At 61.7% G+C, this 20,591-nt stretch carries 16 protein-coding genes; 10 read left to right on the top strand and 6 right to left on the bottom strand.

From position 1 onward, the window contains the following. The first annotated feature begins 33 nt into the window (after nt 1-33). The 9 genes from AC25ND_RS03360 (at nt 34) to rdrB (ending at nt 13,167) form a co-directional block, all read left to right on the top strand. Nucleotides 34-1,440 (top strand): DegQ family serine endoprotease, encoded by a 1,407-nt coding sequence (locus tag AC25ND_RS03360; RefSeq protein ID WP_371263124.1) that lies wholly within the window; start codon nt 34-36, stop codon nt 1,438-1,440. A gap of 270 nt (nt 1,441-1,710) precedes the next feature. After that, nucleotides 1,711-3,510: a translation elongation factor 4 gene (gene lepA / locus AC25ND_RS03355; protein ID WP_028690125.1), complete on the top strand. Its 1,800-nt coding sequence runs from the start codon at nt 1,711-1,713 to the stop codon at nt 3,508-3,510. Nucleotides 3,511-3,515: 5 nt separating this feature from the next. Beyond that, nucleotides 3,516-4,370 carry a signal peptidase I gene (lepB, locus tag AC25ND_RS03350; protein WP_028690124.1) on the top strand — a complete coding sequence of 285 codons (855 nt, stop codon included), beginning with the start codon at nt 3,516-3,518 and terminating at the stop codon, nt 4,368-4,370. Nucleotides 4,371-4,531: 161 nt separating this feature from the next. Beyond that, a complete protein-coding gene (gene rnc / locus AC25ND_RS03345) occupies nt 4,532-5,221 on the top strand; it encodes a ribonuclease III (RefSeq protein WP_028690123.1) in 690 nt (229 codons plus the stop codon). Next, nucleotides 5,214-6,116 carry a GTPase Era gene (gene era / locus AC25ND_RS03340; RefSeq protein ID WP_028690122.1) on the top strand — a complete coding sequence of 301 codons (903 nt, stop codon included), beginning with the start codon at nt 5,214-5,216 and terminating at the stop codon, nt 6,114-6,116. The genes rnc and era overlap by 8 nt, the downstream gene beginning before the upstream one ends. Nucleotides 6,117-6,219: 103 nt before the next feature. Then, a complete protein-coding gene (recO, locus tag AC25ND_RS03335; RefSeq protein ID WP_062364196.1) occupies nt 6,220-6,903 on the top strand; it encodes a DNA repair protein RecO in 684 nt (227 codons plus the stop codon). A gap of 62 nt (nt 6,904-6,965) precedes the next feature. Then, nucleotides 6,966-7,688 (top strand): pyridoxine 5'-phosphate synthase, encoded by a 723-nt coding sequence (gene pdxJ, locus AC25ND_RS03330; protein ID WP_486976150.1) that lies wholly within the window; start codon nt 6,966-6,968, stop codon nt 7,686-7,688. Between the two features lie 74 nt (nt 7,689-7,762). Then, nucleotides 7,763-10,420: an antiviral RADAR system adenosine triphosphatase RdrA gene (rdrA, locus tag AC25ND_RS03325; RefSeq protein ID WP_486976105.1), complete on the top strand. Its 2,658-nt coding sequence runs from the start codon at nt 7,763-7,765 to the stop codon at nt 10,418-10,420. Beyond that, nucleotides 10,417-13,167, top strand: a complete 2,751-nt coding sequence (rdrB, locus tag AC25ND_RS03320; protein WP_486976104.1) for an antiviral RADAR system adenosine deaminase RdrB — start codon at nt 10,417-10,419, stop codon at nt 13,165-13,167. The genes rdrA and rdrB overlap by 4 nt, the downstream gene beginning before the upstream one ends. Before the next feature lie 2 nt (nt 13,168-13,169). Here rdrB and AC25ND_RS03315 read toward each other — a convergent pair whose 3' ends face one another. Both AC25ND_RS03315 and AC25ND_RS03310 read right to left on the bottom strand, forming a co-directional pair. After that, nucleotides 13,170-14,570 carry a heavy metal sensor histidine kinase gene (locus AC25ND_RS03315; RefSeq protein ID WP_486976103.1) on the bottom strand — a complete coding sequence of 467 codons (1,401 nt, stop codon included), beginning with the start codon at nt 14,568-14,570 and terminating at the stop codon, nt 13,170-13,172. Further along, entirely contained in the window at nt 14,567-15,241 is a 675-nt protein-coding gene (locus AC25ND_RS03310) for a heavy metal response regulator transcription factor (RefSeq protein WP_062364201.1), read from the bottom strand. Before AC25ND_RS03310 ends, AC25ND_RS03315 begins: the two co-directional genes overlap by 4 nt. A 269-nt stretch (nt 15,242-15,510) precedes the next feature. On the opposite strand from AC25ND_RS03310, the gene AC25ND_RS03305 reads away from it, so the two are divergent. Further along, nucleotides 15,511-15,714, top strand: a complete 204-nt coding sequence (locus AC25ND_RS03305) for a hypothetical protein (protein WP_062364203.1) — start codon at nt 15,511-15,513, stop codon at nt 15,712-15,714. A gap of 70 nt (nt 15,715-15,784) precedes the next feature. On the opposite strand, the gene cmoB is transcribed toward AC25ND_RS03305, so the two are convergent. From cmoB to lon, 4 genes are all read right to left on the bottom strand, one after another. Next, nucleotides 15,785-16,741 carry a tRNA 5-methoxyuridine(34)/uridine 5-oxyacetic acid(34) synthase CmoB gene (gene cmoB, locus AC25ND_RS03300; protein WP_062573023.1) on the bottom strand — a complete coding sequence of 319 codons (957 nt, stop codon included), beginning with the start codon at nt 16,739-16,741 and terminating at the stop codon, nt 15,785-15,787. After that, the gene (gene cmoA / locus AC25ND_RS03295; RefSeq protein ID WP_028690115.1) at nt 16,738-17,481 is read right to left on the bottom strand and encodes a carboxy-S-adenosyl-L-methionine synthase CmoA; all 744 of its coding nucleotides are present in this window, start codon (nt 17,479-17,481) and stop codon (nt 16,738-16,740) included. The genes cmoB and cmoA overlap by 4 nt, the downstream gene beginning before the upstream one ends. Nucleotides 17,482-17,571: 90 nt before the next feature. Then, complete coding sequence (locus tag AC25ND_RS03290; protein ID WP_186594365.1) at nt 17,572-17,964, bottom strand: protease inhibitor I42 family protein; 393 nt, start codon at nt 17,962-17,964, stop codon at nt 17,572-17,574. A gap of 139 nt (nt 17,965-18,103) precedes the next feature. Continuing rightward, nucleotides 18,104-20,524, bottom strand: a complete 2,421-nt coding sequence (gene lon, locus AC25ND_RS03285; RefSeq protein ID WP_062363506.1) for an endopeptidase La — start codon at nt 20,522-20,524, stop codon at nt 18,104-18,106. Nucleotides 20,525-20,591 lie beyond the last annotated feature (67 nt).

Here is a 20,591-nt window from a genome sequence, read left to right as displayed (position 1 = left end):
ATGTCAATACCACGCTTGAAAACCTACCTATCGATGTTCGCCGCCGTGCTCATGCTTGGCCAGGTGCTCAGCGCCCAGGCCGAAGAGTCCCTGCCGGACTTCACCACCTTGGTCGAGCAGGCCTCGCCGGCGGTGGTCAACATCAGCACCAAGCAGAAACTGCCGGACCGTCGCGTCGCCGCCGGGCAGATGCCGGACCTCGAAGGCCTGCCGCCGATGTTCCGCGAGTTCTTCGAGCGCAACATGCCGCAGCAGCCGCGTTCGCCTCGTGGCGATCGCCAGCGCGAGGCGCAGTCGCTGGGTTCGGGCTTCATCATCTCCAGTGACGGTTATGTGCTGACCAACAATCATGTGGTCGCAGACGCTGACGAGATCATCGTCCGCCTGTCCGACCGCAGTGAATTGCAGGCTAAGCTGGTGGGCACCGACCCACGTACTGACGTGGCCCTGCTCAAGGTCGAGGGCAAGAACCTGCCGACTGTCAAGCTGGGTGACTCGGAGAAACTCAAGGTCGGTGAGTGGGTGCTGGCCATCGGCTCGCCGTTCGGCTTCGACCATTCGGTGACCAAAGGGATCGTCAGCGCCAAGGGCCGTACGCTGCCCAACGACACCTATGTGCCGTTCATCCAGACCGACGTGGCGATCAACCCGGGTAACTCTGGTGGTCCGCTGTTCAACATGAAGGGCGAGGTGGTGGGTATCAACTCGCAGATCTTCACCCGTTCCGGTGGCTTCATGGGCCTGTCGTTCGCCATCCCGATCGACGTCGCCATCGATGTGTCGAACCAGTTGAAAAAAGACGGCAAGGTCAGCCGCGGCTGGCTGGGCGTGGTGATCCAGGAGGTCAACAAGGACCTCGCTGAATCCTTCGGCCTGGACAAGCCGGCCGGCGCCCTGGTCGCCCAGGTCCTGGAAAACGGCCCGGCAGCCAAGGGCGGTCTGCAGGTGGGCGATGTGATCCTGAGCATGAATGGCCAGCCGATCGTCATGTCCGCCGACTTGCCGCACCTGGTCGGCAGCCTCAAGGACGGCGAGAAGGCCAAGCTGGAGATCATCCGCAATGGCAAGCGCCAGAACCTGGACGTCACCATTGGCGCATTGCCCGAGGATGACGCCGACATCGGCCTGGGCGCGGGTGCCGATGGCAGCGCCGAGCGCAGCAGCAACCGCCTGGGTGTGTCCGTGTCCGACCTGACCGCCGAGCAGAAGAAGTCGCTGGAGCTCAAGGGCGGCGTGGTCATCAAGGAAGTCCAGGATGGTCCGGCGGCCATGATCGGCCTGCGTCCGGGCGATGTCATCAGCCACCTGAACAACCAGGCCATCGCCTCGGCCAAGCAGTTCACCGAGATCGCCAAGGAACTGCCGAAGAACCGTTCGGTGTCCATGCGCGTGCTGCGACAGGGGCGTGCGAGCTTCATCACCTTCAAACTGGCTGAATAAGCGAGTTGAACGGTAGGGAAAGGGCAGCTTCGGCTGCCTTTTTTCATGAGCAGCAGGCTTGATGGTCCTGCGTGGGAGCCGGCTTGCCCCGCAATGTGGCTCGATCAGGCAACATTTTCAGCTGATCGGACGCCATCGCGGGGCAAGCCCGCTCCCACGCTAACCGATAGGCAGGTGACAAGGGTTCTCCCATATCCCTCCGGCTTGAGGTACAATTCCCGGCTATTTTTCGGCGGGCGTCCGGCTCGCAGCCTTTTCGAGTGTTGACCCGTGAGTGATTTGAGTCATATCCGCAATTTCTCCATCATCGCCCACATCGACCATGGCAAGTCGACGCTGGCCGACCGTTTCATCCAGATGTGCGGTGGCCTGTCGGCGCGCGAAATGGAAGCCCAGGTCCTGGACTCCATGGACCTCGAGCGCGAGCGCGGGATCACCATCAAGGCCCACAGCGTCACGCTCAACTACAAGGCGCAGGACGGCAAGGTCTACCAGCTGAACTTCATCGACACCCCCGGCCACGTCGACTTCACCTATGAAGTCTCGCGCTCGCTGGCCGCCTGCGAGGGTGCGCTGCTGGTGGTGGACGCCGGTCAAGGCGTCGAGGCCCAATCGGTGGCCAACTGCTATACCGCCATCGAGCAGGGCCTGGAGGTGATGCCGGTCCTGAACAAGATGGACCTTCCCCAGGCCGATCCGGACCGCGTCAAGGACGAGATCGAGAAGATCATCGGTATCGACGCCACCGACGCCGTGGCCTGCAGCGCCAAGAGCGGCATGGGCGTCGACGAGGTGCTCGAGCGCCTCGTGCAGACCATCCCCGCGCCGGAAGGCGATATCGACGCGCCGTTGCAGGCGCTGATCATCGACTCCTGGTTCGACAACTACCTGGGCGTGGTCTCGTTGGTGCGCGTGCGCCACGGCCGCGTCAAGAAGGGCGACAAGATCCTGGTCAAGTCCACCGGCAAGGTGCACCTGGTCGACAGCGTCGGCGTGTTCACGCCCAAGCACACCCAGACCGCTGATCTGAAAGCCGGTGAAGTGGGTTTCATCATCGCCAGTATCAAGGACATTCATGGCGCCCCGGTGGGTGACACCCTGACCCTGTCCAACACCCCTGAAGTCGAAGTGCTGCCAGGCTTCAAGAAGATTCAGCCGCAGGTCTACGCTGGCCTGTTCCCGGTCAGTTCCGACGACTTCGAGGACTTCCGCGACGCCCTGCAGAAGCTGACCTTGAACGATTCGTCGCTGCAGTACATGCCGGAAAGCTCCGACGCCCTGGGCTTCGGCTTCCGTTGCGGCTTCCTCGGCATGCTGCACATGGAGATCATCCAGGAGCGCCTGGAGCGCGAGTACGACCTGGACCTGATCACCACGGCGCCCAGCGTGATCTACGAGCTCGAACTCAAGACCGGCGAAACCATCACTGTCGACAACCCGTCGAAGCTGCCGGACGTCTCGGCGGTCAACGACTTCCGTGAGCCGATCGTCACCGCGACCATCCTGGTGCCGCAGGAGCACCTGGGCAACGTCATCACCTTGTGTATCGAGAAGCGTGGCGTGCAGCGCGACATGCAGTTCCTCGGCAGCCAGGTCCAGGTGCGCTACGACCTGCCGATGAACGAAGTGGTGCTGGACTTCTTCGACCGCCTGAAGTCGACCAGCCGCGGCTATGCGTCGCTGGACTACCATTTCGACCGCTACCAGTCGGCCAACCTGGTCAAGCTGGACGTACTGATCAACGGCGACAAGGTCGATGCCCTGGCCCTGATCGTGCACCGCGACAACGCCGCCTACAAAGGCCGCGCGTTGACCGAAAAGATGAAGGAACTGATCCCTCGGCAGATGTTCGATGTGGCGATCCAGGCAGCTATCGGCGGCCAGATCATCGCGCGGACAACCGTCAAGGCGCTCAGAAAGAACGTACTGGCCAAGTGCTACGGTGGCGATGTCAGCCGTAAGAAGAAGCTGCTGGAGAAGCAGAAGGCCGGTAAGAAACGCATGAAGCAGGTGGGTAACGTGGAGATTCCACAGGAAGCCTTCCTTGCCGTGCTCAGGTTGGATAGCTAGGTCCTATGTCGCTAAATTTCCCGCTGTTGCTCGTCATCGCCGTCGCCGTCTGCGGTCTGTTGGGTCTGATCGACCTGCTGTTCCTGGCCCCGCGCCGGCGGGCGGCGATCGCCAACTACCAGGGCAGCGTCAGCCAGCCCGAAATGGCCGTGGTCGAACGCCTGAACAAGGAGCCCTTGCTCGTCGAATACGGCAAGTCGTTCTTCCCGGTGCTGTTCATCGTGCTGGTGCTGCGTTCGTTCCTGGTCGAGCCGTTCCAGATCCCGTCGGGGTCGATGAAGCCGACGCTGGAAGTGGGCGACTTCATCCTGGTGAACAAGTTCTCCTACGGTATTCGGTTGCCAGTGATCGACAAGAAGGTCATCGAGGTGGGCGATCCGCAACGCGGGGATGTGATGGTGTTCCGCTACCCGAGCGACCCCAATGTCAACTACATCAAGCGTGTGGTCGGCCTGCCGGGTGACGTGGTGCGCTACACCAGCGACAAGCGACTGTTCGTCAACGGCCAGTCGATCGCCGAGCAACTGGTCGGCAGCGAGCCGGGCACCCTGGGCAGCGCCGAGCTGTACAAGGAGAAGCTCGGTGAAGCCGAGCACCTGATCCGCAAGGAAATGACCCGCTACCGCATGCCGCCGGACCAGCAATGGACCGTGCCGGCCGGTCATTACTTCATGATGGGCGACAACCGCGACAACTCCAACGACAGCCGCTTCTGGGATGATCCGAACATTCCCAAGGAGCTGCACGGCATGGTTCCGGACCACAATATCGTCGGCAAGGCGTTCGCGGTCTGGATGAGCTGGCCCGAGCCAAAGCTCAGCCACTTCCCGAATCTGTCGCGGGTCGGGCTGATCCATTGAGTAACGACGGCGCTGTCCACGGACAGCGCCGATTGCATTTCTGACATAGGCTGTGTTCTCAAGGAGCGAGAGCTTTCGTCGGTTCCGGCGACAGACCGCAGTCAAACCGTCTTTCAGGATGTTGATTTGAACAACGCGTTGAACATTGCACGGGTGGCCCCATGAGCGCTTCCCTGGCCCGCCTGGAGCGCAAGCTCGGCTACACCTTCAAGAACCAGGACCAGATGCTGCTGGCCCTGACCCATCGCAGCTACGCCGGGCGCAATAACGAGCGCCTGGAGTTCCTTGGCGATGCCATCCTCAACTTCGTGGTCGGCGAGGCGCTGTTCGAGCGCTTCCCGCAGGCCCGTGAAGGCCAGTTGTCGCGCCTGCGCGCACGCCTGGTCAAGGGCGAGACCCTGGCGCGGCTGGCCCGCGGCTTCGACCTGGGCGAGTACCTGCGCCTGGGCTCGGGTGAGCTGAAAAGCGGAGGTTTCCGTCGCGAGTCAATTCTTGCCGACGCCCTCGAGGCCCTGATCGGGGCGATCTACCAGGACGCCGACATGCAGACCGCCCGCGAGCGGATCCTCGCCTGGCTGACCGACGAGTTCGATGGGCTGACCCTGGTCGACACCAACAAGGACCCCAAGACCCGCCTGCAGGAGTTCCTGCAGTCGCGTGCCTGCGAGTTGCCACGTTACGAAGTGGTGGATATCCAGGGCGAACCGCACTGCCGGACCTTCTTCGTCGAATGCGAAGTGGTCCTGCTGAACAAGAAAAGCCGTGGCCAGGGCGTGAGCCGGCGTATCGCCGAGCAGGTCGCCGCCGCCGCCGCATTGATCGCCCTGGGCGTGGAGAATGGCAATGACTGAGAATACTTCGACCCGCTGCGGCTATGTCGCCATCGTCGGTCGCCCCAACGTGGGCAAGTCCACGCTGCTCAACCACATCCTCGGCCAGAAGCTGGCGATCACCTCGCGCAAGCCGCAGACCACCCGCCACAACATGCTCGGCATCAAGACCGAGGGTGACGTGCAGGCGATCTACGTCGATACCCCCGGCATGCACAAGGCCAACGACAAGGCGCTGAACCGCTACATGAACCGCAACGCCTCGGCGGCCCTCAAGGATGTCGACGTGGTGATCTTCGTGGTCGACCGTACCAAGTGGACCGACGAGGACCAGCTTGTGCTGGAGAGGGTGCAGTACGTGACCGGCCCGTTGATCATCGCGGTCAACAAGACCGACCGCATGGAAGAGAAGGCCGAGCTGATCCCGCATCTGCAATGGCTGCAGGAACAACTGCCGAACGCGGAAGTGATGCCGATTTCCGCGCAGCAAGGGCACAACCTCGAAGCGCTGGAAGCCCAGATCGCCAAGCACCTGCCGGAAAACGAGCACTTCTTCCCGGAAGACCAGATCACTGACCGCAGCAGCCGCTTCCTCGCCGCCGAACTGGTGCGCGAGAAGATCATGCGCCAGCTCGGTGCGGAGCTGCCGTACCAGATCACCGTGGAAATCGAGGAGTTCAAGCAGCAGGGCCACGTGCTGCACATCCATGCGCTGATCCTGGTCGAGCGTGACGGGCAGAAGAAGATCATCATTGGCGACAAGGGCGAGCGTATCAAACGTATCGGGTCCGAGGCGCGCAAGGACATGGAAGTGCTGTTCGACTCCAAGGTCATGCTCAACCTGTGGGTGAAGGTCAAGGGTGGCTGGTCCGACGACGAGCGCGCCTTGCGTTCTCTGGGTTACGGCGACCTGTAAGCCCCAATCCCTGCTTTTGCTCCTGTGGGAGCGGGCTTGCCCCGCGAAGGCGATCGCGGGGCAAGCCCGCTCCCACAGGCATTTCTGGCATCGAGAGATCCGAATGGACCAACCCACCCCCCAACCCGCCTACGTGCTGCACAGCCGCGCCTACAAGGAAACCAGCGCGCTGGTGGACTTCCTCACCCCCCTGGGGCGGGTGCGGGCGGTGCTGCGCCGGGCGCGGGGCAAGGGTGGCAGCCTGGTGCGGCCGTTCGTGCCGCTGGAAGTCGAACTGCGCGGGCGCGGCGAACTGAAGAACGTCGGTCGCATGGACAGCATTGGCATCGCAGCCTGGCTGCACGGCGATGCGCTGTTCAGCGGGCTCTACCTCAACGAGCTGTTGATGCGCCTGCTGCCCGCCGAGGCGCCGCATCCGGCGTTGTTCGAGCACTACACCCTGACCTTGCAGGCCCTGGCCGCCGGGCGGCCGCTGGAGCCGTTGCTGCGCTCCTTCGAATGGCGCCTGCTGGACGAGCTGGGCTATGCCTTCGCTTTGGATCATGACGTCAACGACACTGCCGTCGTCGCCGAAGGGCTCTATCGCCTGCAGGTTGACGCCGGCCTGGAGCGCGTCGAGCTGTTCCAGCCCGGGCTGTTCAAGGGCAGCGAACTGCTGGCCCTGGCCCAGGCCGACTGGGAAGCGCCTGGTGCGTTGCTCGCCGCCAAGCGCCTGATGCGCCAGGCCCTGGCGGTTCACCTGGGGCCCAAGCCGCTGGTCAGCCGGGAACTGTTTCGCAAGCGCTGAGCACGACGTATGCTGTGGGGCTCAATCTTCAGGAGAGCCCTTTCGTGACTCACAGCAACCGCATGCTTCTCGGCGTCAACATCGACCACGTGGCGACCCTGCGCCAGGCCCGGGGCACCCGCTATCCGGACCCGGTCAAGGCCGCCCTGGACGCCGAGGAAGCGGGTGCCGATGGCATCACCGTGCACCTGCGCGAAGACCGCCGGCATATTCAGGAGCGCGATGTGCTGCTGCTCAAGGACGTGCTGCAGACCCGCATGAACTTCGAGATGGGCGTCACCGAGGAGATGATGGCCTTCGCCGAGAAGATCCGCCCGGCGCATATCTGCCTGGTGCCGGAAACCCGCCAGGAGCTGACCACCGAAGGCGGCCTCGATGTGGCCGGCCAGGAGGCGCGGATCAAGGCGGCGGTCGAGCGTCTGTCGCGCACCGGCGCCGAAGTGTCGCTGTTCATCGATGCCGACGAGCGGCAGATCGAAGCTTCGCGCCGGGTCGGTGCGCCGGCTATCGAGCTGCACACCGGCCGCTATGCCGATGCCGAGACGCCGACCGAGGTCGCCGAGGAGCTCAAGCGCATCGTCGATGGCGTGGCGTTTGGTGTTGGCCAGGACCTGATCGTCAATGCCGGTCATGGCCTGCACTACCACAACGTCGAGGCGGTGGCGGCAATCAAGGGCATCAACGAGCTGAACATCGGCCATGCGCTGGTGGCCCATGCACTGTTTGTCGGCTTCAAGGCGGCGGTGGCGGAGATGAAGGCGCTGATCGTCGCCGCTTCGCGCTGAACGAAGAACGTTCAAGTTGAAACTTGGGCTGTGAGCCGCCTGTTTCAGGAATATGATTAAAGGGAAGTACTGCAATGGGCGATCAGAGCCTTCGTTTTATTCCAATCGATCAGGTTGAAAGCGCCTATCAAGCGAATTCCAACACCTTGCTCGCGCAGACGGTTTACAAAGATTTGCTGGGCTTCATAGGAGATGCCCAGCAGCGCGCAGTTGCTGCTAGAACCAAAAAACTCAGCCTCGATAAGTGCCGCTCCCACAGTGCGATTCTCTTGGATGGCAAACGGGGCACGGGTAAAAGTTCCGTGCTTGTGAATTTGCCGATGTTCCTGGAAGGGCAGAAACAGGATCATGACTGGGTAGGGCGTGTTCATGTGCTAAAGCCAGTTGACCCAACACTGTTGGAAGATCATGATGACCTGTTTCTCAATGTGATTGTCGCCGCTATTCTCTCTGACGAAACAGTAAAGCTTGCGCAGAAGAGCGATGATCATGCGCGCAAGTCGCTCGCGTTGCAGTTGCAGAGGTTGGGGCATGCGCTGGAAAAAATGCAGTCGCAGGATAATACGAAAGGTCTCGACAAACTTAGGGCCTTCATGGGTAATCAGCAGCTGGTAGAAGAAGTGCATCTGTTCTTCGAGCTGGTGCTGAAGCTGATTGGTAAAGACCTCTTGGTCCTGACAGTAGATGATGTCGATACCTCGCTGAGCAAGGCATTTGAGAATCTGGAAATTGTTCGCCGTTACTTGACGAGCCCTGCGGTACTGCCGGTCATCAGTGGTGATGGCATTCTGTATGAAGAGTTGACATGGCGGGACTTTCACGGTCGCATAAAGGAAGACTCTGACTATAATGTCGAGTCGGCCTACAAACATGCGAAGGAGCTGGCTGCTGAGTATCAAAGGAAAGTACTGCCCTTTCAGTATCGTCTTCGGATGCCGGAAATTTCTACCTATCTCTCGGATAAAAATATTTATCTGAGTGGAATGGGGCAGGGGACGGATAAAAAAATTCAGCTCAGGGCGTTCCATGAATGGGTTGAAGCTTTCTTGATGGGGCCTGTCAACCGGGCCGAGAAAAGCCAGCTCAGACTGCCGCTTGATTCTGTGCGCGCCGTCTCTCAATTGATACATAGCTGCAGACGTCTGATACCCGAGTTGCCGTCATGCTTCTTCAGCGCCGGGGAACGAGGCGATATTGCTCATTTTTATCAAATGCCTGATGTTCCGAGATCTGTTCTTCGAGAGTTCGAAGCGAAATACAGCGAAGCAACTAGCAAGCGTAAGCGTGACTACAGCAATGCTTATGCGGTTTTTGCGAAGGTATCAAGCGACCGTGATGATAGTGTCCAGCGATTACTTTCCGAAGATCAGGAGAATGCTTGGTGCGATGCGCTTAAGGATTATTTCTCATACGAACGGAGTGGCGGATCTGCTTACCTGGTCTTGTGCGCGCAGCAGCACTGGTATCGACAGGAAGACAGTACCATCAGTATTTTCGATACGCTGTTGTACCAACCACAGCGGCAGGGCTCCACTGAGCTAGAGATTTTTGAGAAAGGTGATTTGCTGGCGGGTTGGAAGTCATCCCTCGAAGAGCGGCTGCCTCAAGATTGGCTTGATCGTTTGCCTTCGGCATCGATATTGCCTTTTCCCGTGCCAGAGGTAGGCGGTCGAATAAAAAAAGGCTTCAAATTCGATCTGCCTATCATCCCGGGATTTAGCATTGTGTCTGCCCTAATGTTGCATGTGAACTACTATTCAAAGACTAGTAGGGGGCGGATGGTAAGTGTTGGTAGGCTACTTGAGTTGGTGGTCATGAGTCTGGTCAAAGCAGTTGATACCGATGACATTCGTTATTTGCTGGCTCGGGCGCCGTTCTACTCCACAGCCTCTATAGCAGCGACCAAAGCTCACTTCGACCGAACGTCGGACGATGACGGCGATGATGATGATGAGGTGAAATTTAATGCGATTTTTGATTTTGATGCATATTTTGATGGGGTTGATCAGCTAGCTGCCAAAATTAACGAATGGCGTGATCGGCACGGATTCTCTGAGCGTCGAGTGTCCCCTTGGCTTGTTTATAATGTCGTAAATAAGGTTATGAATCAGGCGTGGTTGTTTAATCCGCCAACAAACACCGCCTTGACTGAGGAGCAGGTTCTGAGTATCGCCAGGCAAGCCTTCAATGGCATCTGGTCAGCTTTTGGAAGTTTTGAAAAAGGTCGCTTGTTTGGTTTGCCTTCATTGATCGCGACAGTCAATATTTCGGATCAGACATCATTCGAAAGTAGCATACTTTATACAATGAATGTCCAGCCATTCTATCCTAGGGAAGGGGCTGCCTTTGGCGGCGTGATGGATATTGATTTCAGCGATATTTCTGATTTCAGCGAGTCCGTGATGCATTTTGGTCAAGCGACTCGTTCCATCACTTATGCACTGGGTGACCATCCGCTCAGAGGGATTATCGAAGGGACAGAAAGTGATGATTGGAGACCACTATCGGAGTCCGTGTCCACATGGATCAAGGCTCGCCTGGGGTTGGAGGGATCCAAACTCAGTATCAATACGATAAAAGATGGGTTGAGAAAGACTTGTCCGGATCGTGAGAGTGTAGAGGCGTTCTATGAAGCGCTCAGCTCGGAGTTTAAGTACATGCCTGCAGTTTATGAGCGACAAGTCAAGGCAGCCATGAAGTATGTGCTGAATTTGAAAGCGTACAAAGCATGATCAAACGCTCCCTCCTCGAACTTGCCGTCAGCGAAGTCTTCACCAGTCCGCGCCAGTCCAGCCTGCTGCTCGACTTTCTGCAGGGCAAGGTAAAGTTCGCCCCTGCCGACGACTACAGCCGTTGGCACGCACAGCGCATGGAGGGCTTGGCCAGGTCCCTGGATGCCAACCATTCGCGACGCTTCCGGCGAACGGACATGGACCATGCGTTCGGTGGCCTGCTAGCGGAGGACATGTTCGATACGCCTGACTTTCCGATGCTCGACGCATTGTTCGAGCGATTGATGGTGCGTAACGGCGACTTCCTGCATTACCGCGATGACCAGGTCCAGGCTTTCGCTCGAATGGCCGCCGACCTGGACCCGGTCTTGCTGGCAGGCTGGAACCTGTCTGGTTGGTTGAATCGGCATGAACACCACGAGCCTGGGGACTTCCGGCGTATCGTCAACAGCCAGAAACTTTTCCACGCGCCAGATACGGCCAGCAACAGGCCCTACGCCGAAGGTCATGTGCATCTGGGCGGGATTGCTTTCGATGGTGTGGTACTGGCGAGCAGCCTGTTCGCCATCGAGGGGGGATCGAAGGGTGACAGGGATACGCTGAGGCGGCTAAGACGCGTGCTGGCAGTGCTGATCGAGAGGGAACAGCGCACAGGCGAGGAGCGCAACAAGGGCATTGTTGGAAAGCTGAAGAAGGCCTGCATGAGCGAGTCCTCGGATCTGCCGATGCCTTTGAATCTCTTCTGGGATTACTTCCAGTTCAGCAACCGGCCAGAACGGGATATCGATAGCCACTGGCTGCTACGGCAGGTTGCCGATGCTCTGAAACCGCTGGATGGTGGCGCCGCTCGCTACAGCGAAGGGTGGGCCTGGCTGGTGATCTGGTTGTGGCATACGTATCGCCAGCAAAACACGCCGCTCACTGTCCGTGTTAGCATTTTTTACCTCTTCAGCGAACTGATGACGTTGCGCAAGGAGCTGATCATGGATGGTCAGGGCCTGACACGCTTCACTGAGGACTACTCCCACAGTAGTCTGGCGTCCTTCGCCAAGAGCGCCACTAACGCCGAGAATATTGCCAGGGTGCTGTCAGCACGGGGTGACCTTGTCGAGTTCAAGGTACCTGAGTCGATGATCAAGCCCATTCGTTTTGCCGAAATGGCACGTGTCATAGGTCAAGCCCAGGGTGCTCCGCTGCCGGAAGCGGAAGGCGCGTTCGGGTTTCCAGATTACAACCCCATGAAGCCTGCGCATCAGAAGTATCTGGAGAGCAACGAGCGTTGGCACTTCTGCATGCATTTTTCCCGGTCGGGTTCAAAGAAGAAGAGCAACCTGGGCCGCCGCCTGGTGCCCGAGCATGATGCAAGACGTTGTTGGGAGCAGGCCGCAGGGCTGCTTCAAGCCTTGGAGTCGGAAGATGGCACCGACCACCCGGCATTTCTCGGCGGTGTAGCCAACCCCAACTTTCATTTTCAGCCGAGCCGCTGGCTACGTGGCTTGGACGTGGCTGGCGATGAGAATGCCTTGCGCATCGAATGGTTCGCTCCGGTGCTGCGCTGGATGCGCAGTCATATTCATACCCAGCGCGAAACACATGCCGCGACGCCAGGTTTTCACCTGAGCATTCATGCGGGCGAGGACTACGCGCATCCGTTGTCCGGCATGCGCCATGTGGATGAAACCGTGCGTTTCTGCGAAATGCGTAGCGGCGATCGCCTGGGGCATGCGTTGGCATTGGGCATTACGCCGCTGGATTGGGTTAATCGCCAGGGCGACATGATCCTGCCCGTGGACGAACATCTGGATAACCTGGTCTGGATGTGGCACTACGCGTGCGAGCTTGGCGGCAGAGTAGAGCTGGCCAGCCGTATCATCCACCGCCTCGAGCGCCGCATTGCACGATTCGCCAGGGAAGTGGACTGGTGTGGCGCGCTGAAGGATATCGACCTGTTGGCGCCTGTCACGTCCACCCGGGCGGCCAGGGGCAAGGGAGGGGCAACGCCGAGTCCGGATCTGTTGTTCGACGCCTGGCAACTGCGGCGTAACTGCCACTTTCAGTTCGAGCAGAATCACCCCGTTGCACTGCTTGATCGAACGTTGACGGCCTCAGTGCCGGATTACCAGCGCTTGGCCATGAGCAAGGATTCGATGGCGTTGCACAATGACACTGAGCAATCAGCCACCGAACTCTATCTGCTGCGCCATATGTCCATCCGCGCAGGCAGCAAACAACCGCCACGAACGGTCATCATCGAGGCCTGCGACAAGGGCAAGCGTCACGAGTTGGCGAATCGCCCTGGTGAAAGCTCCGACTCACCGCTGCGAGACTTCGAGACACCTGAAGAGCTGGCGTTCATGCAGGCGCTGCAGGATCATTTGCTGGATGAATACGATCGCAAGGGGCTGATCATCGAAGCCAACCCTACTTCGAACCTGTATGTTGCCCGCCTGGAACACTACGGCGAACACCCCATCTTCCGCTGGAATCCACCCGATGAACGCGAACTCCACGAAGGTGGGGAATACAACCGATTCGGCCTGCGCAGAGGACCGATGCGCGTTCTGATCAATACCGATGATCCGGGCATCATGCCCACCACACTGCGAACCGAGTTCGAACTGATACGCGAGGCCGCGATCGACCTAGGGTATTCACGTACCGTGGCCGAGGAGTGGTTGGAGCGGTTGCGCCAGTATGGTGTCGACCAGTTCCATCGCAACCATCAAGCGGTGTTTACTGCTGTTTGAGGCTAGTCTTGCGATTGGATGCCCTTGAACACCAATGTGAACCGGGTCGGCCCTTCGGCCCGGCTTTGCACCTCGACCCGCCCCCCGTGCAGTTGCATGATCGACTTTACGATCGCCAGCCCCAACCCGGTCCCTCCTTCGAGTCGTGATCGCCCGGCGCCTGCCCGGTAGAAGCGTTCGAACAGGTGTGGCTGCTGCGCCAGGCCAATACCAGCTCCCTGGTTTTCCACCCATACATCAATCCCGTTGTCATGCCGCTCGATGCCCACGGCCACAGGCTTGCCCTCCGAGCCATGGCGGATTGCATTGCTCAGCAGATTCGACAGCGCGCGTTGGAACATCAGTTTGTCCACCAGCGCCGTTCCCCAACCTTGTAGGTGCAGGGATATTCCCTTGAGCTCGGCACTGAAGGCAAACAGTTCGCTGACGCGGGCGATCTCGTCGGCCAGCGCTACCGGCACCAGAGCCACCTGGGTCTGCGGCTGGCTGACCTGGGCCAGGAACAGCATGTCGTTGATGATGCGGTTGAGCCGAGTCAGCTCCTCGACGCTGTCTTCCAGCGCCTCGCGGTACTTGTCGCCATCACGCTCGCGGGCCAGGGTCACCTGGGCCTTGCCCATCAGGTTGCCGATGGGCGTGCGCAGTTCGTGGGCCAGGTCGTCGGAGAACTGCGACAGCTGACGCACGCCCTGGTCGAGCCGGTCGAGCATCACGTTGATGGCGCGGGCCAGGTCGGCCAGTTCGACGGGCAGGCCCTCGTCCGGCAGGCGATGCTCCAGGTCCTGGGCCGAGACTTGCCCGGCGATCCGGCGAAAGTGCCGCAGCGGGCGCAGGCCTCGCTGCACCAGCTTCCACGCGGCGATGCCGATCAGCACCAGCAGCAGCGGCAGGGCCAGCAGGGTGGAGTGCAGGTAGGCCTGCAACAGGCTGTTGTCGTCGCTGCGGTTGAGCGACATCAGCACCTTGACCGGGGTGTCGTCGCGCAGGCGCATCAGGCGGCTGACAGTGAGGATCTGGTTGCCATCGTCGTCGCGCCAGGTGTGGAAGGTCAGCCGGTTGTCGGCCTCCAGGTCCAGCAGGTGCTGCGACTGCAGCGCCGGCCCCAGGCTGAGCAGGGCCGGGTGGCGGCCGTTGATGGCCATCACGCTGAGGCTGAGGTTGTCATGGCCCATGACCAGGTCGAGCAGCGGGTGGGCGCGGGCGCCAAGGTCATCGCTGCGCAGATCGACGCGCAGGTTGTGCTCGACTTGCAGCATCTTGCGCGCCAGGTCCTTGCGCGCCCGGCTGTCCAGCTCGTGGTCGAGGGCGAACACCGCCAGGCACGCCAGCAGCAAGACCAGTGCCGCGCCGAGCAGGGTGACGGTCAGGCCCAGGCGCAGCGACAGGCTCGGGCGGCGCTTCACGCCCGGGCCTCGAGCACGTAGCCGACGCCGCGCAGGGTGTGGATCAGCTTGTCCTCGAACGGGTCGTCGATCTTCGCTCGCAAGCGGCGGATCGAGACCTCAACCACGTTGGTGTCGCAGTCGAAGTTCATGTCCCACACCAGCGAGATGATCTGTGTGCGTGACAGCACTTCGCCGCTCTGGCGCATCAGCAGGTGCAGCAGGGCGAACTCCTTGGCGGTCAGGTCGATGCGCTGGCCGCCGCGCCAGGCGCGGTGGCGGCCGGGGTCGAGTTCGAGGTCGGCGACCTTCAGCGTGCTCGGCTGCAGGTGCTGGTCGTTGCGCCGCAGCAGGCTGCGGATGCGCGCCAGCAGTTCGGGAAACTCGAAGGGCTTGAGCAGGTAGTCGTCGGCGCCCAGGTCCAGCCCCTTGACCCGGTCGGCCAGACGGCCATGGGCGGTGAGCATCATGATCCGCGTCGAGGATTCGGCGCGCAGGCGCTGCAGCACGCCCCAGCCATCGAGCCCGGGCAGGTTGACGTCGAGGATCACCAGGTCGTACGCCTGCTGGCGGGCCAGGTGCAGGCCGTCGGTGCCGGTATGGGCGCAGTCGACCACGTAGCCGTTCTCGCGCAGGCCCTGTTGCAGGTAGTCGGCGGTGCGGGGTTCGTCCTCGATGATCAGTAGGCGCATGGTCGGGCTCTGTGTGGAAAGGGGGCGATTCTCGACCCTGTAGTGACATCAGGGTCAAGCGGCGAGGATGTTACTGGATGCGAATGGGCAAGCGGCGGGAATAACGGATTTGTAATGCGCGGGTCATGTGCCTGACAGGGCGATCCTGTGGGAGCGGGCTTGCACCGCGATACGGCTCTCTTGCAAGACTGTAATGTCCGCCTCACCTTGGTGTTAGCTCCCGCTTGCGATGATGGCCCTGTCGAAACGGTTATCACGAGGCAAGCACGATGAACCTGACCAAGTACCTGCTGCTGGCGATTCTCGCCCTGGGCAGCACCAGCGTTTTCGCCGAAGGCGGGGCTGAGCGTTCGAAGCAATTCTGGCAAGCGTTCCGCGACGACCAGGCGCGCCTGTACGGGGACAAGCAGCAGGCGCTGGCCGAGCGCGAGCGCAAGGCCGAGGAAAAGGCCCGGGAACTGGCCAAGGACTGAGTACCACACACTTGCGCCGCGACAGCTCCTCGGCGCAGGTGAACCTGGGCGCCCGAACGGGCGCCCTTTTTTATTTGCGTGCCAGCAGCGTGGCGCGGCGCGGGGCTGGCAGGCCTTCGATGGTCTTGCCGTGGTCGTTCGGGTCGAGGAAGTCGCCCAGCGACTGGTAGCGCATCCACTCGGTGCTGCGCTGCTCCTCGACGCTGGTGACGCTGACATCGACGCAGCGCACATCGCTGAAGCCGGCGCGGCGCAACCAGCGCTCCAGGGCCGGCACCGACGGCAGGAACCAGACGTTGCGCATCTGCGCGTAGCGATCCTCGGGTACCAGCACCTGGTTTTCGTCACCCTCGATCACCAGGGTTTCCAGCACCAGTTCGCCGCCCTTGACCAGACAGTCCTTGAGCGCCAGCAGGTGCTCGATGGGCGAGCGGCGGTGATAGAACACGCCCATGGAAAATACGGTATCAAAGCCTTCGAGGTTGGCCGGCAGCTCCTCGAGGGCGAACGGCAGGTGCCAGGCCGGCAGTTCAGGCAGGTACTGCTGCACGGCCTGGAACTGGCAGAAGAACAGCCAGTTGGGGTCCACGCCGATGACCATGTCGGCGCCGGCGCCGAGCATGCGCCACTGGTAGTAGCCGTTGCCGCAGCCTACATCGAGCACGCGCTTGCCCTTGAGGTCCAGGTGTGGGCCGACCCGTGACCATTTCCAGTCAGAGCGCCACTCGGTGTCGACATGCACGCCAAACAGGTCGAACGGGCCCTTGCGCCAGGGTGACAGGCCCATCAGTGCCTGCCGCATCTGCGCCCGGGTGGCGTCGTCGCAGGCGCAGTCCAGACGCAGGCCGTCGACCAGGTCGATTTCGCTGGGGGTCAGCCGCGGCAGTGCCTCGAGGGCGCCGCGCCAGCGGTCGAGATCGCCGTGGCCCTTTTCCAGCTTGGCTTCGAGTTGCGCCTGCAGGCCCTGGGACCAGGTGGCAAGGGGCGTGCCCGCCAGGCGGCGGACGAGGGGGGACAGATCGATCATGGCAGGGCTATCAGCGAGGCGAAGTTGAGGCATTGGAACCAGGGCACGACCTTGGAGAAGCCGGCGGCGCGCAGGCGCTGCTCATGGGTTTCCAGGGTGTCGGGCTTCATCACGTTCTCGATGGCGCTGCGTTTCTGGGCGATTTCCAGTTCGCTGTAGCCATTGGCACGTTTGAAGTCCAGGTGCAGTTCGTTGAGCAGGTCCTGCTCCTGCGCGTCGGTGAAGCGCAGTTTTTCCGAGAGAATCAGCGCACCGCCCGGCAACAGGGCCTGATGGATGCGGCCGAGCAGCTCCAGGCGTTGCTCTGGGGCGACGAACTGCAGGGTGAAGTTCATCGCCACCACCGAGGCCGGTTCGAAGGGCAGGGTGAGGATGTCCGCCTCCAGCACCTGTACCGGCAGCAGCTCCTGGAACATCGAGTCCTGGGCGGTGAGGTACTGGCGGCAGCGCTCGACCATGGCCGCGGAGTTGTCCACCGCAATGACCCGGCAGCCGTCCGTGCGCACATGGCGGCGCAGCGCCTGGGTCACCGCGCCCAGCGAGGCGCCGAGGTCGTACAGCACGGAGTTCGGCTGGGCGAAGCGCGCGGCCAGCACGCCGAGGTTCTCGACGATGGTCGGGTAACCGGGCACCGAGCGCTTGATCATGTCCGGGAACACCTGCACCACGTCTTCGTTGAAGACGAAGTCGGGCACCTGCTCCAGGGGCTGGGCGAAAAGGCGGTCGGGTTGTTTGCTCACGGGCGGGTCCAGGCGGCTGGCAATCTACAGGGGCGGCATTCTAGCCAAACCACGGCAAGCTTGCATGACTCGCTGACCGGCGCCGTGCGCTCACTTCACCCGGATGGCGCAATCGAAGGTCTGCACCGGTCGCACTTCAGGGGCCCAGGGCTGCTGGTAGACCAGGATCAGGTGGCCTTCGCCGGCGGCCTTGGCCTGGAAGCGCCAGGTGGAAAGCCCGCCGCTGCCGACGATGCCGGCTTGTTCCGGGGAGCTGTATACCTCGGGACCGAGGCTGCGCAGGATCTCCGAAGCCGGGTTCTGCAGCAGCCAGCGGTAGCCGGTGGTGGGGTTGCTGGGCAGGGTGAGGGTCATGGTCTGGCCGACGACCAGGCGCTTGGGGCACTCGCTTTCTCCGTCCAGTTCGACGGAGCGTTGCGGTTGCTGGGCGCAGGCGGTGAGCAGGGCCAGGGCGGCGGGAACAAGCAGGCGAGGGAGAGACATGTTGGCTCCTGAAGCTGGAATGGCCTGAGGATAACCGAAGCTGTCGCAGTTTTGTGGGGTGGTGGGGGGGGCCATCGCGGGGCCAGCCAGCTCCCACATCGTATGCGTGGGAGCTGGCTGGCCCCGCGAAGACGGGCTGTCAGAACAACACTTTCGCCACGTCGGTAAAGCGCTTGGCGAAGTGCACGCTCAACCCTTCCTTCAGGTAGTCAGGCAGCTCTTCGAAGTCGCCACGATTGGCCTCCGGTAGGATCAGTTCGAAGATTTTCTGCCGTCGCGCGGCGATCACTTTCTCGCGCACCCCGCCGATCGGCAGCACCTGGCCGGTCAGGGTCAGCTCGCCGGTCATGGCCACGCCTTTCTTCGGCGCCTGGTCGCGGGCCAGCGAGAGCAAGGCACTGGCCATGGTCACGCCGGCGCTGGGGCCATCCTTGGGCGTGGCGCCCTCGGGCACGTGCAAGTGGATGAACGCCTCGTTGAAGTAGCCGGGCGTGCCACCGAACTGCTTGAGGTTCGAGCTGATGTAGCTGTAGGCGATCTCTGCCGATTCCTTCATCACGTCACCCAACTGCCCGGTGAGCTTGAGGCCGCGGTTGAGGCTGTGGATATGCGTGGCCTCGATCGGCAGGGTGGCACCGCCCATGCTGGTCCAGGCGAGACCTGTGATCACGCCCTTGCCGGCCAGTACCTGCTCGCTGCGAAACACCGGCATGCCCAGGGCGGGCTCGAGGTCCTTGGCGGCGATCTTGAGTTTGGCCTGCGGATCTTCCAGCAGCTTGACCACCGACTTGCGCACCAGCTTGCCCAGCTGTTTCTCCAACTGACGCACACCGGCTTCGCGGGCATAGCCCTCGATCACCGCACGCAGGGCGGCGTCGTTGATGCTCAGGCTGGTCTTGGCCACGCCGGCCTTGTCCAGCTGCTTGGGCCACAGGTGGCGCTTGGCAATGGCCAGCTTTTCCTCGGTGATGTAGCCGGACAGGCGGATCACTTCCATACGGTCGAGCAACGGGCCGGGGATCGAGTCGAGGGTGTTGGCGGTGCAGACGAACAGCACCTTGGACAGGTCCAGGCGCAGATCGAGGTAATGGTCGAGGAAGTCGACGTTCTGTTCCGGGTCGAGGGTTTCCAGCAGCGCCGAGGCCGGGTCGCCCTGGTAGCTCTGGCCCATCTTGTCGATCTCGTCGAGCATGATCACCGGGTTCATCACCTCGACCTCCTTCAGCGCCTGCACCAGCTTGCCTGGCTGGGCGCCGATGTAGGTGCGGCGGTGGCCCTTGATCTCGGCCTCGTCGCGCATGCCGCCGACACTGAAGCGGTAGAACGGTCGGCCCAGGGACTCGGCGATGGACTTGCCGATGCTGGTCTTGCCGACGCCCGGCGGACCCACCAGCAGCACGATGGAGCCGCTTATCTCACCTTTCCAGGCGCCCACGGCGAGGAACTCGAGGATGCGCTCCTTGATGTCGTCCAGGCCCGCGTGGTGGCGGTCGAGGACCTTGCGCGCGTGCTTGAGGTCGAGCTTGTCCTTGCCGTACACGCCCCAGGGCAGAGCCGTGGCCCATTCCAGGTAGTTGCGGGTGACGGCGTACTCCGGCGAGCCGGTCTCGAGGATGGCTAGCTTGCCCATCTCCTCGTCGATGCGTTTTTTCGCCTGGTCAGGCAGGGTCTTGCCCTCCAGGCGCTGCTGGAACTGCTCCAGGTCGGCGCTGCGGTCGTCCTTGGTCAGGCCCAGCTCCTGCTGGATGACCTTGAGCTGCTCCTTGAGGAAGAACTCGCGCTGGTGCTCGCCGATCTGCCGGTTCACCTCGGCGGAGATCTCGTTCTGCAGCCGGGCCACCTCGACTTCCTTGCGCAGCATCGGCAGGACCTTTTCCATGCGTTTGAGCATGGGTACGCAGTCGAGCACTTCCTGCAGCTGGTTGCCGGTGGCCGAGGTGAGGGCGGCGGCGAAGTCGGTGAGTGGCGAGGGGTCATTGGGGCTGAAGCGGTTGAGGTAGTTCTTCAGCTCTTCGCTGTACAGCGGGTTGAGTGGCAGCAGTTCCTTGATCGCGTTGATCAGGGCCATGCCGTAGGCCTTCACTTCGTCGGTGGGCTCCGCCGGCTGGCGTGGGTAGTCGACCTCCACCAGGTAGGGTGGGCGGTGGTGCTTGAGCCAGGTGCGGATACGCACGCGGGTTAGGCCCTGGGCGACGAACTGCAGCTTGCCGCCTTCGCGGCTGGCGTGGTGGACCTTCACCAGGGTGCCGTACTCGGGCAGGGCCTTGGTGTCGAAGTGGCGGTGGTCTTCCGGCGGGGTGTCCATGAAGAACAGCGCCAGGGCGTGGTGCGGGGTCTTGGCGACCAGGTCGAGGGTTTCGGCCCAGGGTTCTTCGTTGACGATCACCGGCAGCACTTGCGCGGGGAAGAATGGGCGGTTGTGGATCGGGATCACATAGACCTTGTCCGGCAGCTGCTGGCCGGGCAGGGCGAGGTGGTGGCCGGGGGCGGCCTGGGGATCGAGGTGTTCGACTTCGCTGTGTTCGTCGGGATGTTCTGGGAAATCCTGCTGGTCGCTCATGGGGCACCTGCGTGAATGGCTATGGTGCTTAGATGGGGCGGTGGTGGGCAGGTTTCAATGGTAGACG

The organism is Pseudomonas sp. P110(2024), assembly GCF_057480795.1.
Note: the sequence above shows the minus strand (reverse complement) of the source record. Positions and strands in the feature narration are given on the sequence as shown.

Excerpts from the sequence above, each read along its gene's own strand:
- AC25ND_RS03360 (WP_371263124.1), top strand. The coding sequence starts at position 34 with ATGTTCGCCGCCGTGCTCATGCTTGGCCAGGTGCTCAGCGCCCAGGCC.
- lepB (WP_028690124.1), top strand. The coding sequence starts at position 3,516 with ATGTCGCTAAATTTCCCGCTGTTGCTCGTCATCGCCGTCGCCGTCTGC.
- rnc (WP_028690123.1), top strand. The coding sequence starts at position 4,532 with ATGAGCGCTTCCCTGGCCCGCCTGGAGCGCAAGCTCGGCTACACCTTC.
- era (WP_028690122.1), top strand. The coding sequence starts at position 5,214 with ATGACTGAGAATACTTCGACCCGCTGCGGCTATGTCGCCATCGTCGGT.
- recO (WP_062364196.1), top strand. The coding sequence starts at position 6,220 with ATGGACCAACCCACCCCCCAACCCGCCTACGTGCTGCACAGCCGCGCC.
- pdxJ (WP_486976150.1), top strand. The coding sequence starts at position 6,966 with ATGCTTCTCGGCGTCAACATCGACCACGTGGCGACCCTGCGCCAGGCC.
- rdrA (WP_486976105.1), top strand. The coding sequence starts at position 7,763 with ATGGGCGATCAGAGCCTTCGTTTTATTCCAATCGATCAGGTTGAAAGC.
- rdrB (WP_486976104.1), top strand. The coding sequence starts at position 10,417 with ATGATCAAACGCTCCCTCCTCGAACTTGCCGTCAGCGAAGTCTTCACC.
- AC25ND_RS03310 (WP_062364201.1), bottom strand. The coding sequence starts at position 15,241 with ATGCGCCTACTGATCATCGAGGACGAACCCCGCACCGCCGACTACCTG.
- AC25ND_RS03305 (WP_062364203.1), top strand. The coding sequence starts at position 15,511 with ATGAACCTGACCAAGTACCTGCTGCTGGCGATTCTCGCCCTGGGCAGC.
- cmoB (WP_062573023.1), bottom strand. The coding sequence starts at position 16,741 with ATGATCGATCTGTCCCCCCTCGTCCGCCGCCTGGCGGGCACGCCCCTT.
- AC25ND_RS03290 (WP_186594365.1), bottom strand. The coding sequence starts at position 17,964 with ATGTCTCTCCCTCGCCTGCTTGTTCCCGCCGCCCTGGCCCTGCTCACC.
- lon (WP_062363506.1), bottom strand. The coding sequence starts at position 20,524 with ATGAGCGACCAGCAGGATTTCCCAGAACATCCCGACGAACACAGCGAA.